Consider the following 13,523-nt stretch of genomic DNA (forward strand, 5'->3'; position numbering starts at 1 on the left):
CCTTCGACCACGGTGCCGGTGGCGCTGAGGCTCAGGTCGGTGTTGTCGACCGAGTCGGTAATCGTGGTGACCGCGGGCGTAGTGCTCGGTACCAGGTTCTCGAAGTTGCCGCCGGTGGCGTCAGTGATCGTGGTGCTGACGGTGCTGCCATTCTGATAAACGTCGTTGGCCGCGGTGTCGACGTTCACGGAGCCCGTGGTTTTGCCGGCTTCGATGGTGATGGTCGAGCCGTTGGACAGGGTGACAGTGACCGGTGTCTGAGCCGGGTTGTTCAGTGTGGCGGTGTAGGTGATCTGGCCGCCTTCGGTGACGGTCGAACCCGCCGTCAGTGTGAGGGTGGTGGTGTCCGGCGAGTCGGTAATGGTGGTCACGGCCGGGGCCGGGTCTGGCACCAGGTTCTCGAAATTGCCGCCGGTGGCACCGGTAATGGTGGTAGTGACCGTGCTGCCGTTGTTATAGACATCGTTGGCCGGAGTCGATACGTCGACGCTGCCAGTGGTTTTACCCGCATCGATGGTGATGGTCGAACCGTTGGACAGGGTGATAGTGACCGGTGTCTGCGCCGGGTTGGTCAGGGTGGCGGTGTAAGTAATCTGGCCGCCTTCGGTGACGCTGGCGCCAGCGGTCAAGGTGACCGTGGTGGTGTCGACGGTGTCGGTGACCTGGGTCACGGCCGGGGTCGTCGGCGGAGTGACGGTGATGCCGTTGCCACCCGTGGTGCCGGTGACGGTCACGTTGATCTGGGTCGAGTCGTTATAAACAGTGTCGTTCGGCGCGAGCGGGACGTTGACGGTGCCGGTCAACTGGCCGGCCTGGATCACGATCACCGAGCCATTGGACAGGGTGATGGTCAGGTCGGTCAGCGGCGCCTGGGTCAGGGTCGCGGTGTAAACCAGTACGCCGCCTGCTTCGGTGATGCTCGGCGTGGCACTCAGGCTCAAGGTCGACTCGCGCTGCACGTTGGCGCTGGTGTCAGCCGTCTGGCCACCGGTGGTGAGTTGTGCAGCCTGTGCCGCAGTGCTGAGCCCCGCCGTCGGGAAACCAATGGTCGGGTCGACCCGGCCAGCGGTTGCATCCAGCATCACGAAGCTGTGACCGCCACCTGCCGCACCGCCCGTGCCCGCAGCCGTCGGGCCAGCTGCGGTGGCTTCGAGTTCAGTGGTCGGGTCGGCACCGGCAACGATGGCTTGTTGCAGTTCTTCAACCGATGGCGCGGCTTGTGCAGTGGCTTCTGACAGGTCGGTGCTCGAATCCGGGTCGCTGGCGCTCCACTGAGTGTCGCGGCCCAGATCCAGGGTCCGGCCGTCAGCCAGTTCAAGCGTAACGGCGCCCGCCGCGCCAGTGTCTACCTGATCGCCGACAAACAACCGGTCGCCTTCAACGAGTACGCGGCGAATGCCCTCTGGGGACACCGCGAAAACCTGACCGACAATGCTTTTGACGATGGCAACAACACTGCTCATTGAAGACTCTCCGGGTGTCACGTTCAGTTGACTTCCATGAACCTGATGGCGTGTTCGCCAAATCAGTCTGGACGTACTTTCAAAATATTCGAGGCACAACTTTGACGCGGTAAATCGTCAACAAATTGGCTATATTATTTCGCTATAAACTATATGCCAAACTATTGACCTTAGTGTTGTCATCCTAAACACTCGCCCCCGTAATGTCACATTGATATTTAGGTAACTACCTGCTCCACAGAGTGTGACTCAGTTCCAAATTCAACCTTTCCGACATACGGTCATTCCGATAGTCATCATCCGATGCAGCGGCACGTTCTGCAGTGATTCAAGACAAGTAATCCCGGGAAATTCCAACCATGCGTTTGCACCTGTTCAAGGCTTTACCCTTCGCCCTTGCCGCCAGTTTTGTTCAGGCGCAGTCACTTCCGGAGGCCATGCAACAAGCGTTGGATGTCCATCCGGAAATCCAGGCAGGTGTTAATAGTCGATTGGCCGCGGATTATCAGTTAAAGGCAGCAAAAGGTGGATACCTTCCACGGGTCGATCTGCTGGGCGGTTATGGTCGTGAAGGCACTGACAGTGTCACCACCCGCGCTGCCGGTAACGACAACCACTGGGAAACCCTGAACCGTAGTGAGTCAAGTTTGCGTCTGTCGCAAATGGTCTTTGACGGTTTTGCGACGTCCAGTGAAGTGGGGCGTCAACAAGCCACCGTTAATTCCCGCGCTTATTCGTTGTTGGGCACGTCCGAACGTACCGCGCTGACCGTGGCTCAGGTTTATCTGGATGTACTGACCCGCCGCGAGTTCGTGCGCCTGGCCACCGATAACCTGAAAAGCCACGAGCGCATTTTTGACCAGATCAAGTTGCGCACCCAGCGCGGCGTCGGCAGTGGTGCCGACCTCGATCAGGCCGAAGCGCGTATGGCCCAGGCCCGTAACAACCTGATCACCGAACAGACTAACCTGGCGGACGCCGAGACCAACTTCCTCAGTGCCGTGGGCCAGATGCCCGATCAACTGGAGCGGCCTGCCGATTTCCTCGCGCTGTTGCCGGCCAACCTCAATGAAGCCCGGGCGCAGATGCTGGAAAACAGCCCGATCCTGCGTTCGGCCGAATCCGACATCGCTGCGGCCGAGAAACAGTATGACGCCGCGAAATCGTCCTTCTACCCGCGCTTCGATGCTGAGCTGGGTCGCTCCGCCGACAACGATCTCGACGGTCAGAACGGTCACAGCAACGAATGGCAGGCGATGTTGCGCATGCGCTTCAATCTGTATGCCGGCGGCAGCAACAAGGCAGATCTGGAATCCAAGTCCTACCTGTCCAACCAGGCCCTGGATATCCGCAACAACGCCCTGCGCGTATTGAATGAAGAGTTGGGCCTGGCCTGGAATGCGTTGAACAACGCCAATGCCCAAGTGCCGATCGCCCAGCAATATGTCGATCACAGCACCAGCGTGCGCACCGCGTACCAGAAGCAGTTCAGCCTTGGCGAGCGCACCTTGCTCGACCTGCTCGACAGTGAAAACGAGCTGTTCAGCGCTTCCCGTCGCCTGGCGGAGATCAAAAACATTCAGTTATTTACTCAGTACCGAATCAAGGCGACCATGGGCGAGTTGCTCAAGAGCCAGGGAGTGGTCGCACCGTTGGCATCCGTTGTGCAAAACGACGTGAAGCCCAGGGTCCAGCTACCCGGGATGAATTGAGTCTTCCCTTTTTACTGTTAGCCAAGAGTGCCGAGCGTGGAATCAGAAGTCAGTCGAGTTCAACTCATTCATGATCCACGCGCGCTGCACGACGATCCGTTACTGGATGGTCTGCTAGCCCTTTGCACCCTGCATCAGAAACCGGCCAGCGCCGCGATGCTGACTACCGGCCTGCCGTTGCCCAAGCAGCGTCTGAGCGTTGAGTTGTTGCCCCGCGCCGCCGCTCGCGCCGGTCTGCAAGGGCGGGTGCTGGTGCGCAAGCTGGAGCAGATCCCTGCGATTGCGATGCCGGCGCTGTTGCTGCTCAAGGACGGTCGCAGCGCCGTCCTGCTCGGCTGGCACGGTGAAGACCAGGCCCGCCTGCTGATCAGCGAAAGCGATGGTGGCGAAAGCCTTGTCAGTCGCGAACTGCTGGCCGACGACTACATTGGCAAAGTGTTCTTCGCTCAACCCCAACACAAATTCGACGTCAATCACGGCACGCTGATCCCGCGCGCGCGCTCGTGGTTCCGCGACACCCTCAAGCGTTCGCGCTGGCTGTACGCCGACGCCATCGCCGCCAGCTTCCTGATCAACATCATCGCCATGGCCGCGCCGCTGTTCGTGATGAACGTCTACGACCGTGTGGTGCCGAACCAGGCGGAATCGACGCTGTGGGTGCTGGCCATCGGCATCACCGGTGCGTATCTGTTCGACCTGATCCTCAAGAGCCTGCGCAGCTTGTGCCTGGACCTGGCCGGGAAGAAAACCGACCTGATCATCTCGGCGACGTTGTTCGAGCGCATCGTCGGCATGGCCATGAAGTACCGCCCGGCCCGGGTCGGCAGCTTCGCCCAGAACATTCATGAGTTTCAGAGTCTTCGCGATTTCCTCGCTTCGCTGACCCTGACCAGCCTGATCGACCTGCCGTTTACGCTGCTGATCTTCATGGTCATCGCCATTCTCGGTGGCCATTTGGTGTGGATTCCGGTGCTGGCGTTCCCGATAGCGCTACTGATCGGCTATGCGCTGCAGAAGCCGCTGGTGGCGACCATGGAACGAACCATGGCTTTGGGCGCCGAGCGCCAGTCGAGCCTGATCGAAACCCTCGCCGGCCTCGATGCGGTGAAGGTCAACAACGCCGAAAGCGAACGCCAGTATCAGTGGGAACAGACCATCGGCACGCTCAGCCGCCTCGAGCTGCGGGTGAAAATGCTCTCCGGCCTGGCGATGAACATCACCTTGCTGATCCAGCAATTGGCCGGGGTGATCATGATCGTCTTCGGCGTGTACCAGATCATCGCCGGCAACTTGAGCATGGGCGGTCTGATTGCCTGCTACATGCTCAGTGGCCGCGCGCTCAGCCCGCTGGCTTCGTTGTCCGGCTTGCTGACCCGCTACCAGCAAGCGCGGGTGACCATGGTCTCGGTGGATCAGATGATGGAGCTGCCGCAAGAACGCAACTTCGAAGAGCGCCCGCTGAGCCGCAAGGTACTGCAAGGCGCCATCGAATGCCGGCAGATGAACTTCACTTATCCGAATCAACAGAACGCCGCGCTGAACAACATCAACCTGATCATCAAGCCGGGCGAGAAGATCGGCATCATCGGTCGCAGCGGCTCGGGCAAAAGCTCCCTGGCCAAGCTGCTGGTGGGCCTCTATCAGCCGGACGACGGCGCGCTGTTGGTGGACGGTGTCGACATCCGTCAGATCGACGTCAGCGAATTGCGCCACAACATCGGCTACGTCGCACAGGACATCCAGCTGCTGGCCGGCACCCTGCGCGACAATCTGGTCTCGGGCGCGCGCTATGTAGAAGACGAAATGGTCCTGCAAGCCGCCGAGCTGGCCGGTGTACATGAGTTTGCCCGCCTGCACCCGCAAGGCTATGAGCTGCAAGTCGGCGAACGCGGGCAGAACCTGTCCGGCGGTCAGCGCCAGAACGTGGCCCTGGCCCGTGCGTTGTTGCTGAACCCGCCGATTCTGCTGCTCGACGAACCGACCAGCGCCATGGACAACACCGGCGAAGAACGCCTCAAGCAACGCCTCGCGGCGGTGATTGAAAACAAGACCGTGGTGCTGGTGACGCACCGGGCATCGCTGTTGTCGCTGGTGGATCGCCTGATTGTCATCGACCGTGGACAAATACTCGCCGATGGCCCGAAAGCCGCCGTGATGGAAGCGTTGAAGAAGGGGCAGATCAGTGTTGCTTAAGTCGGGTTTCAAGGATTCGATCCGCCGTTACTTCAAAGGCTCCGAGTCGCTGCATGGCCAGCCACTTCCCGAGGTCAATAAAGCCCTCATCGAAGACGCCCCGCGCGTGGTGCGGCTGACGATCTGGGCGATCATCGGCTTCTTCGTGTTCCTGATGCTCTGGGCCAATTACGCGGTGATCGACGAAGTCACCAAGGGCGACGGCAAGGCGATTCCGTCGTCGAAAATCCAGAAAATCCAGAACCTTGAGGGCGGTATCGTCTCCGAGCTGTTCGTCACCGAAGGGCAGATTGTCGATGCCGGCGCGCCGCTGATTCGCCTGGACGACACGCGGTTTGCCTCCAACGTGGGCGAGACCGAAGCCGATCGACTGTCGATGCTGCTGCGCGTGGAGCGTTTGAGCGCCGAAGTCGATGACCGTCCGCTGAACTTCCCCGCTGATGTGCTCAAGGCTGTTCCCGGTCAGGCTGCCAGCGAAGAGTCGCTGTACATCAGCCGTCGTCAGCAACTGCACGATGAAATCGGTGGTTTGCAGGAGCAGTTGATCCAGCGTCAGCAAGAGCTGCGCGAATTCACCTCCAAACAGTCGCAGTACCGCAATGGACTGTCGTTGCAGCGTCAGGAAATCAACATGTCCGAGCCGCTGGTGGCTCAGGGCGCGGTGTCGCCGGTCGAGGTGTTGCGGCTCAAGCGGGCCGAGGTCGAAACCCGTGGGCAGCTCGACGCCACGACGTTGGCAATCCCTCGCGCTGAATCGGCGATCAAGGAAGTGCAGCGCAAGATCGACGAGACGCGCGGCAAGTTCCGCAGCGAGGCCCTGACCCAACTCAACGAAGCCCGCACCGACCTGAACAAGGCCCAGGCTACCGGCAAGGCGCTGGAAGACCGGGTCAGCCGGACGCTGGTGACCTCGCCGGTGCGCGGCATCGTTAACAAGTTGCTGGTGAACACCATTGGCGGCGTGATCCAGCCGGGCAGCGACCTGGTGGAAATCGTGCCGCTGGATGACACCTTGCTGGTGGAAGCGAAGATTCGCCCGCAAGACATCGCGTTCCTGCATCCGGGCCAGGAAGCGACGGTGAAGTTCACGGCGTATGACTACACCATTTATGGCGGTTTGAAGGCCAGGCTTGAGCAGATCGGTGCCGACACCATCACCGATGAAGATAAGAAGACCACCTACTACATCATCAAGCTGCGCACGGATCGCAGTCACCTGGGGACGGATGAAAAGCCGCTGTTGATCATTCCGGGGATGGTGGCTTCGGTGGATATCATTACTGGCAAGAAGACCGTGCTGAGCTATTTGCTGAAGCCGATTATCCGGGCCCGCGCCGAAGCACTGCACGAGCGGTAGGAAGCTAGACCTGTGGCGAGGGAGCTTGCTCCCGCTGGGGCGCGAAGCGGCCCCCGTCTTTATCCCAAAAAAAGGGGGACTGCTACGCAGTCCAGCGGGAGCAAGCTCCCTCGCCACGAGTGACTCATCGTCTGTTCTGCCATATCGTTATTCATTAACGGTATTTAAATTTCAATTCTTATACCTATAAAGTCATCCTCCTGCGTACCTGCCGACCAATCGGCGCGCCGCACGACACGAACCAACACGGGACCTCCGTGAGTTTCTTGATCGACGCGCGCGCCCTTGAGCGTGCCGTGCGTGGGAGTGATTTTTATGTCAGCCGTCTCTGCGTCACCCGCAATCGCGCCACAAACCTTCGACATTCGCCCGTTCAGCGGCGCTGTCGGTGCCGAAATCATCGGCCTGGACCTGTCCCGCCCGATCAATGATCAGGATTTCGCCCGCATCCACCGTGCGCACCTGGATCACCACGTCGTGGTGTTCCGCGACCAGCGCATTACCCCCGAGCAGCAAATCGCTTTCAGCCGCCGTTTTGGCGTGTTGCAGATCCATGTGCTCAAGCAGTTCCTGCTGGCCGGTCACCCGGAAATCCTCATCGTTTCCAACATCATCGAAAACGGCCAATCCATCGGCCTCGGCGATGCCGGCAAGTTCTGGCACTCCGACCTTTCCTATAAGGAACTGCCAAGCCTGGGCTCGATGCTGCACGCCCAGGAGCTGCCATCCGAAGGCGGTGACACCTTGTTCGCCGACATGCATAAAGCCTGGGACAACCTGCCCGAGGCACTGCGCAAAGCCGTCGAGGGCCGCTCGGCTGCGCACTCCTACACCGCGCGTTACAGCGAGACCAAATTCGAAGGCAACTGGCGCCCGACACTGACGCCGGAGCAACTGGCTCAAGTGGCCGAAGTGGTCCACCCGATCGTGCGCACGCATCCGGAAAACGGCCGCAAGGCGTTGTTCGTCAGCGAAGGCTTCACCACCCGCATCGTCGGTTTGCCGGAAGACGAGAGCAAGCAACTGCTCGACGAACTCTATGCCCATAGCGTCTTGCCGCAAAACATCTACCGCCATCAATGGCAGGCCCACGACCTGGTGTTCTGGGACAACCGCTCGCTGATCCACCTCGCCGCCGGTTGCCCAAGCCATCTGCGCCGCAAGCTGTATCGCACCACCATCCAGGGCGACGCGCCTTTCTGATTTGTCGGAGAACTCCCATGTCCAAACGTCTTCCATTCGCGCCGCTGGCCGCTGCCATCGGTTTGGGTTTGAGCCTGATCGCCGGCAGCCTGGTGGCGCCGACCGTGGCCCACGCCGAAGGTGAAATCCGCATCGCCGAGCAGTTCGGCATCGTCTATCTGTTGCTCAACGTGGTGCGCGATCAGAACCTGATCGAGAAGTACGGCAAGCAGGAAGGCATCGACATCAAAGTCGACTGGACCCAGCTGTCCGGTGGCGCGGCGGTCAATGATGCGTTGCTCTCGGGCTCGATTGATATTGCCGGGGCGGGCGTCGGCCCGCTGCTGACCATCTGGGACCGCACCCACGGCAAGCAGAACGTCAAGGCCGTGGCCTCCCTCGGCAACTTCCCGTACTACCTGGTGAGCAACAATCCCAAGGTCAAAACCATCGCCGACTTCAGCGAAAAGGACCGCATCGCGGTGCCGGCGGTCGGCGTTTCGGTGCAGTCGCGTTTCCTGCAATACGCAGCCGCCAAGCAGTGGGGTGACAAGGAATTCAATCGCCTCGACAAGTACACCATTGCCGTACCGCATCCGGACGCCACGGCTGCGCTTATCGCCGGCGGCACCGAGTTGACCGGGCACTTCTCCAACCCGCCGTTCCAGGACCAGGCGCTGGGCAATCCCAACGTCCATGTGGTGCTGAACACTTATGACCTGCTCGGCCCGAACTCGCCGACGGTGCTGTTCGCCACCGAGAAATTCCGCGACGAAAACCCGAAAACCTACAAAGCCTTCGTGGATGCGCTGACCGAAGCGGCGCAGTTTGCACAAAACGATAAAGGCGCCGCAGCGGACACTTACATCCGCGTCACCAAAGCCAAAATCGACCGCGCTGCACTGTTGAAAATCATCGATAACCCGCAGTTCGAATTCAGCGTCACGCCGAAAAATACCTACCCATTGGCCGAGTTTCTGTACCGCGTCGGCGCGATCAAAAACAAACCGGATTCGTGGAAGGATTACTTCTTCCAGGACGCCAAGCCGCTGCAAGGGAGCTGATCGACATGAACGCCCCTTTGCAAGGCCACACGGTCAGCAAACCGAACGCGACAGCCCAGGCGCTGTTGTCGGTCGACCACGTCAGCCTCGAATACCGCACACCGCAGCGGGTGGTTCGGGCGACCCACCAGGTCAGTTTTGAAGTCGATCCGGCGGACCGTTTCGTGCTGCTCGGCCCGTCGGGTTGCGGTAAATCGACGCTGCTCAAAGCGGTCGCCGGGTTCATTCAACCGTGCGAGGGCGAGATCCGGCTGCAAGGCCAGACCGTCCATGCGCCGGGACCGGATCGGATTGTGGTGTTCCAGGAATTCGATCAACTGCCACCGTGGAAAACCGTCAAACAGAACGTGATGTTTCCGCTGCTGGCCTCGAAAACCCTCAAGCGTAAAGAGGCCGAAGAACGGGCTCTGCATTATCTGGACAAGGTCGGTCTGGCGGCGTTTGCCGATGCGTATCCGCACACCTTGTCCGGTGGCATGAAGGCGCGTGTGGCGATTGCCCGGGCGTTGGCGCTGCAGCCGAAAATCCTGCTGATGGACGAACCCTTCGCCGCCCTCGATGCGCTAACCCGGCGCAAGATGCAGGAAGAATTGTTGCTGCTCTGGGAAGAGGTGCGTTTCACGCTGCTGTTCGTTACGCACTCCATCGAAGAAGCGCTGGTGGTGGGCAATCGCATCCTGTTGCTGTCGCCGCATCCGGGGCGGGTGCGGGCCGAAGTCCACAGCCATCAATACGATTTGCACAGCCTCGGCGGCGTGGCGTTTCAAGCGTCGGCGCGACGGATTCATCGGCTGTTGTTCGATGAAGGTCAGTCGCCGGAAACCGAGCGTGAGCTGGATTTTTCCGACATTCGCATCGCTTATTGAGCCATTGAGAGGAGTGCCCGATGAGCCATTTATCATCTGCGCGTGAAGAATTCGAAACCGTTTTGCAGCCATTGACCAGCGTGCCGGTGGAGCGCGAATTACCGCTGGGCCAGCGCCTGTGGCAACAGGCCTGGCTGCGTAAAGGCCTGATCCTGATTTTGCTCGCGCTGCTGTGGGAAGTGGTTGCGCGCATTCAGAACAACGACCTGCTGCTGCCGAGTTTTCTGCAAACCGCCAGTGCGCTGTATGACGGATTGCTCAGCGGCGAGTTGCTGGGCAAGGTCTGGATTTCGTTGGTGGTGTTGCTCAAGGGCTACTTGATCGGCATCGTCCTGGCGTTTGCCCTGACCACGTTGGCGGTGTCGACGCAGTTCGGGCGCGATCTGCTGAGCACCTTGACCTCGATGTTCAACCCGCTGCCGGCAATTGCGCTGTTGCCGCTGGCGCTTCTGTGGTTTGGCCTGGGGCAGAACAGCCTGATTTTTGTGCTGGTGCATTCGGTGCTCTGGGCCTTGGCGCTGAATACCTATGCGGGGTTTCTCGGCGTCTCGGAAACCCTGCGCATGGCCGGGCGCAATTACGGCCTCAAGGGGATGCGTTTTGTGCTGTTCATCCTGATCCCGGCGGCGCTGCCGTCGATCCTTGCCGGGTTGAAAATCGGCTGGGCCTTCGCCTGGCGCACGCTGATCGCTGCTGAACTGGTGTTTGGCGCCACCAGCGGTAAGGGCGGGTTGGGCTGGTACATCTCTCAGAATCGTAATGAGCTGTACACCGACAAGGTGTTTGCCGGGTTGGCGGTGGTGATCTTGATTGGGTTGCTGGTGGAGAACCTGGTGTTTGACACGCTGGAGCGGGTGACCGTCAAGCGCTGGGGGATGCAGCGGTAAGTGTTGCAGTGTCTGAACCGGCCCCATCGCGGGCAAGCCCGCTCCCACAAGGTTATGTGTCGAACACAAAGTCTGCATCCAACGGAGATCACTGTGGGAGCGGGCTTGCCCGCGATGGGGCCGGACTGCCAACACATCATTTGAAGGATGTTTGCTAGCATTGCGTCTGAGTCAACCAACCACAAGACACGAGTGCTCAGCATGCAACTCCCAGACATGAACCTCTTGGTCGCCCTGGACGCCTTGCTCGATGAAGGCAGTGTGGTGGGCGCCGCGCGGCGGATGAACCTCAGCCCGGCGGCCATGAGCCGAACGCTCACGCGAATCCGCGAGGCCATCGGCGATCCGATTCTGGTGCGCGCCGGCCGTGGCCTGGTGCCGACGCCCAAGGCATTGGAGCTCCGCGAGCAAGTGCGCGACGTCGTGGAGCAGGCCGCGTTGCTGTTTCGCTCGGCCGATGCGGTGGAGTTGGGTTCGTTGCGTCGTCGGTTCAGCATCCGGGCCAATGACTTCTTCGTCGGCGTCTACGGCGGCAAGCTGTTCGACACCCTGGACCGCCAGGCGCCCCATTGCGAACTGCGCTTCGTCCCTGAAGGCGATGGCGATGATGAAGCCCTGCGCGAAGGACGCATCGACCTGAGCATCAGCAACACCCGGCCGTTGACCCCGGAAGTAAAGGTGCAGAATCTTTTTTCCACTCATTTCGTCGGCCTGGTGCGCGAGGACCATCCGCTGTTCGACGAAGAGATCACGGCCGAGCGCTTCGCCGGTTTCTCCCACATCAGCATGTCCCGGCGCGGCATCGCTCGCGGGCCGATCGATACCGCACTCAATGCTCTTGGACTGGAGCGGCGGGTGGCGGTGATTGCACCGAGTTTCCACGCGGCGATGTTTGCGCTGCCGGATTCCGACCTGATTTTGCCGGTACCCAAGGAAGCGCTGTTGAGTGTGCGACGCCTGGGCTTGAAACTGCGTTCGTTTACCCTGCCGGTTCCCTTGCCCACCCTGATGCTGACCCAGGCCTGGCACCCGCGTTTCGACAAGGACCCGGCCCATCGCTGGCTGCGTGAAACGCTCAAGGCGTGCTGTGACGAGACCTGGCTGGCCGCACAACCCTCTTGAAGTTCACCCACAGGGTTTTGTATTACTGCATGAAACGCACTTATAACCTGCCAATAAGTCAATTTTCGTAAGGTCTCGCGCTTCTTAAAATGCTTCGGTATTCAAACCCCGGAGCTTGCAGTCAATGACTTCCCTCACGGTCACGGCACCTCTCGCCGCGGCCAGTCCGACCGCCGCAACGCCGCCCGTCTTCGGCCCGCGAATCATCATCGGTCTGGTGGGCGTGTTGCTGGCGGTGTTGGTGTCAGGCCTCAACGAGATGGTGACCAAGGTTGCGCTGGCCGACATCCGCGGCGCACTGGCCATCGGCTACGACGAAGGCACTTGGCTGGTTGCCAGTTACACCGCAACCTCGGTCGCCGCCATGGCCTTTGCACCGTGGTGCTCGGTGACCTTCTCGCTGCGGCGCTTCACCCTTTGCGCCATCAGCGCCTTCACCCTGTTGGGCGTGTTGTGCCCGTTCGCGCCGAACTACGAAAGCCTGCTGGCTATGCGCACCTTGCAAGGCCTGGCCGGCGGCGCGCTTCCGCCGATGCTGATGACCGTCGCGCTGCGCTTTTTACCGGCCAACGTGAAGCTTTACGGTCTGGCGGGGTATGCGCTGACGGCCACCTTCGGCCCGGGGCTCGGCACCCCTCTGGCCGGTTTGTGGACCGAGTACGTCGGTTGGCAATGGACCTTCTGGCAAATCATCGCACCGTGCCTGATTGCCATGGCGGCCGTGGCTTACGGTCTGCCGCAGGATCCGCTGCGTCTGGAGCGCTTCAAGCAATTCAACTGGCGCGGCTTGCTGCTGGGGTTTCCGGCGATCTGCATGCTGGTGATCGGCATCCTGCAAGGCAATCGGCTGGACTGGTTCGAGTCGAGCCTGATCTGCGGATTGCTCGGCGGTGGGTTGCTGCTATTGGTGCTGTTTTTGATCAACGAATGGTCGCAGCCGATCCCGTTTTTCAAGATGCAGATGCTCGGCATCCGCAACCTGGCGTTCGCCTTGTTGACCCTGGCCGGGGTGCTGGTGGTCTTGCTGGCGGTGATCATCATTCCGTCCAGCTACCTGGCACAGGTCCAGGATTATCGCCCGGTTCAGACCGCGCCGATCATGCTGCTGGCGGCCCTGCCACAGTTGATCGCGCTGCCGTTGGTGGCGGCGCTGTGCAACCTGCGTTGGGTCGATTGCCGCTGGGTGCTGGGGCTCGGGTTGAGCATGTTGGCGCTGTCGTGCATCGGTGGTTCGCAGCTGACGTCGGTGTGGATTCGCGACGATTTCTACGCACTGCAATGGCTGCAAATCTTCGGTCAACCCATGGCGGTGCTGCCGTTGCTGATGCTCTCGACCGGCAGCATCACGCCGATGGAGGGCCCCTACGCCTCGGCTTGGTTCAACACCGTGAAAGGTCTGTCAGCGGTGGTCGCCACCGGAGTAATCGAGGCGTTGACCACGGCAAGGCTGCATTTCCATTCGACCGTGCTGGTGGACAACCTCGGCAACTCACCTCTGGCTAATAGCGACAGCGCTGGCCTTGCCCATCGTCTGCATGAGCAGGCCGTGGTGCTGACTTCATCGGATCTTTATCTGTGCATGGCCGGCGTCGCGCTGACGTTGATCCTGCTGATTTTCTGGCTGCCGACGCGAATTTATCCACCGCGCGCACCGACATGAACGCTTCACTGAAACAG

10 protein-coding genes are annotated in these 13,523 nt (G+C 60.5%); 9 read left to right on the top strand and 1 reads right to left on the bottom strand.

Going from position 1 to position 13,523, the window contains the following annotated elements; translation table 11 throughout:
* Positions 1 to 1,463: retention module-containing protein (locus tag K0F88_RS31300; protein WP_219097777.1), on the bottom strand; the 1,463-nt coding region annotated here is incomplete at its 3' end.
* A 359-nt stretch (positions 1,464 to 1,822) separates the two neighbouring features.
* Here K0F88_RS31300 and K0F88_RS31305 point away from each other — a divergent pair.
* The 9 genes from K0F88_RS31305 to K0F88_RS31345 all read left to right on the top strand — a co-directional run bounded on the left by K0F88_RS31305 (position 1,823) and on the right by K0F88_RS31345 (position 13,506).
* Positions 1,823 to 3,175, top strand: a complete 1,353-nt coding sequence (locus K0F88_RS31305; protein WP_219097778.1) for a TolC family outer membrane protein — start codon at positions 1,823 to 1,825, stop codon at positions 3,173 to 3,175.
* A 36-nt stretch (positions 3,176 to 3,211) separates the two neighbouring features.
* Complete coding sequence (locus K0F88_RS31310; RefSeq protein ID WP_219097779.1) at positions 3,212 to 5,368, top strand: type I secretion system permease/ATPase; 2,157 nt, start codon at positions 3,212 to 3,214, stop codon at positions 5,366 to 5,368.
* Positions 5,358 to 6,725 carry an HlyD family type I secretion periplasmic adaptor subunit gene (locus K0F88_RS31315; RefSeq protein WP_219097780.1) on the top strand — a complete coding sequence of 456 codons (1,368 nt, stop codon included), beginning with the start codon at positions 5,358 to 5,360 and terminating at the stop codon, positions 6,723 to 6,725. Before K0F88_RS31310 ends, K0F88_RS31315 begins: the two co-directional genes overlap by 11 nt.
* A gap of 315 nt (positions 6,726 to 7,040) precedes the next feature.
* On the top strand, positions 7,041 to 7,928 hold the full coding sequence (locus tag K0F88_RS31320; RefSeq protein WP_219097781.1) for a TauD/TfdA family dioxygenase: 888 nt from the start codon (positions 7,041 to 7,043) through the stop codon (positions 7,926 to 7,928).
* Between the two features lie 17 nt (positions 7,929 to 7,945).
* Positions 7,946 to 8,971 carry an ABC transporter substrate-binding protein gene (locus K0F88_RS31325; RefSeq protein ID WP_219097782.1) on the top strand — a complete coding sequence of 342 codons (1,026 nt, stop codon included), beginning with the start codon at positions 7,946 to 7,948 and terminating at the stop codon, positions 8,969 to 8,971.
* Positions 8,972 to 8,976: 5 nt separating this feature from the next.
* Positions 8,977 to 9,837: an ABC transporter ATP-binding protein gene (locus tag K0F88_RS31330; RefSeq protein ID WP_219097783.1), complete on the top strand. Its 861-nt coding sequence runs from the start codon at positions 8,977 to 8,979 to the stop codon at positions 9,835 to 9,837.
* 20 nt (positions 9,838 to 9,857) lie between these two features.
* Positions 9,858 to 10,724, top strand: a complete 867-nt coding sequence (locus K0F88_RS31335) for an ABC transporter permease (protein WP_219097784.1) — start codon at positions 9,858 to 9,860, stop codon at positions 10,722 to 10,724.
* A gap of 201 nt (positions 10,725 to 10,925) precedes the next feature.
* Complete coding sequence (locus K0F88_RS31340) at positions 10,926 to 11,846, top strand: LysR family transcriptional regulator (RefSeq protein WP_219097785.1); 921 nt, start codon at positions 10,926 to 10,928, stop codon at positions 11,844 to 11,846.
* 124 nt (positions 11,847 to 11,970) lie between these two features.
* On the top strand, positions 11,971 to 13,506 hold the full coding sequence (locus K0F88_RS31345; protein WP_219097786.1) for an MFS transporter: 1,536 nt from the start codon (positions 11,971 to 11,973) through the stop codon (positions 13,504 to 13,506).
* Positions 13,507 to 13,523: the final 17 nt, after the last annotated feature.

The sequence above is a fragment of the Pseudomonas sp. UMAB-40 genome (assembly GCF_900095275.1).
Lineage (GTDB): Bacteria > Pseudomonadota > Gammaproteobacteria > Pseudomonadales > Pseudomonadaceae > Aquipseudomonas > Aquipseudomonas mandelii_B.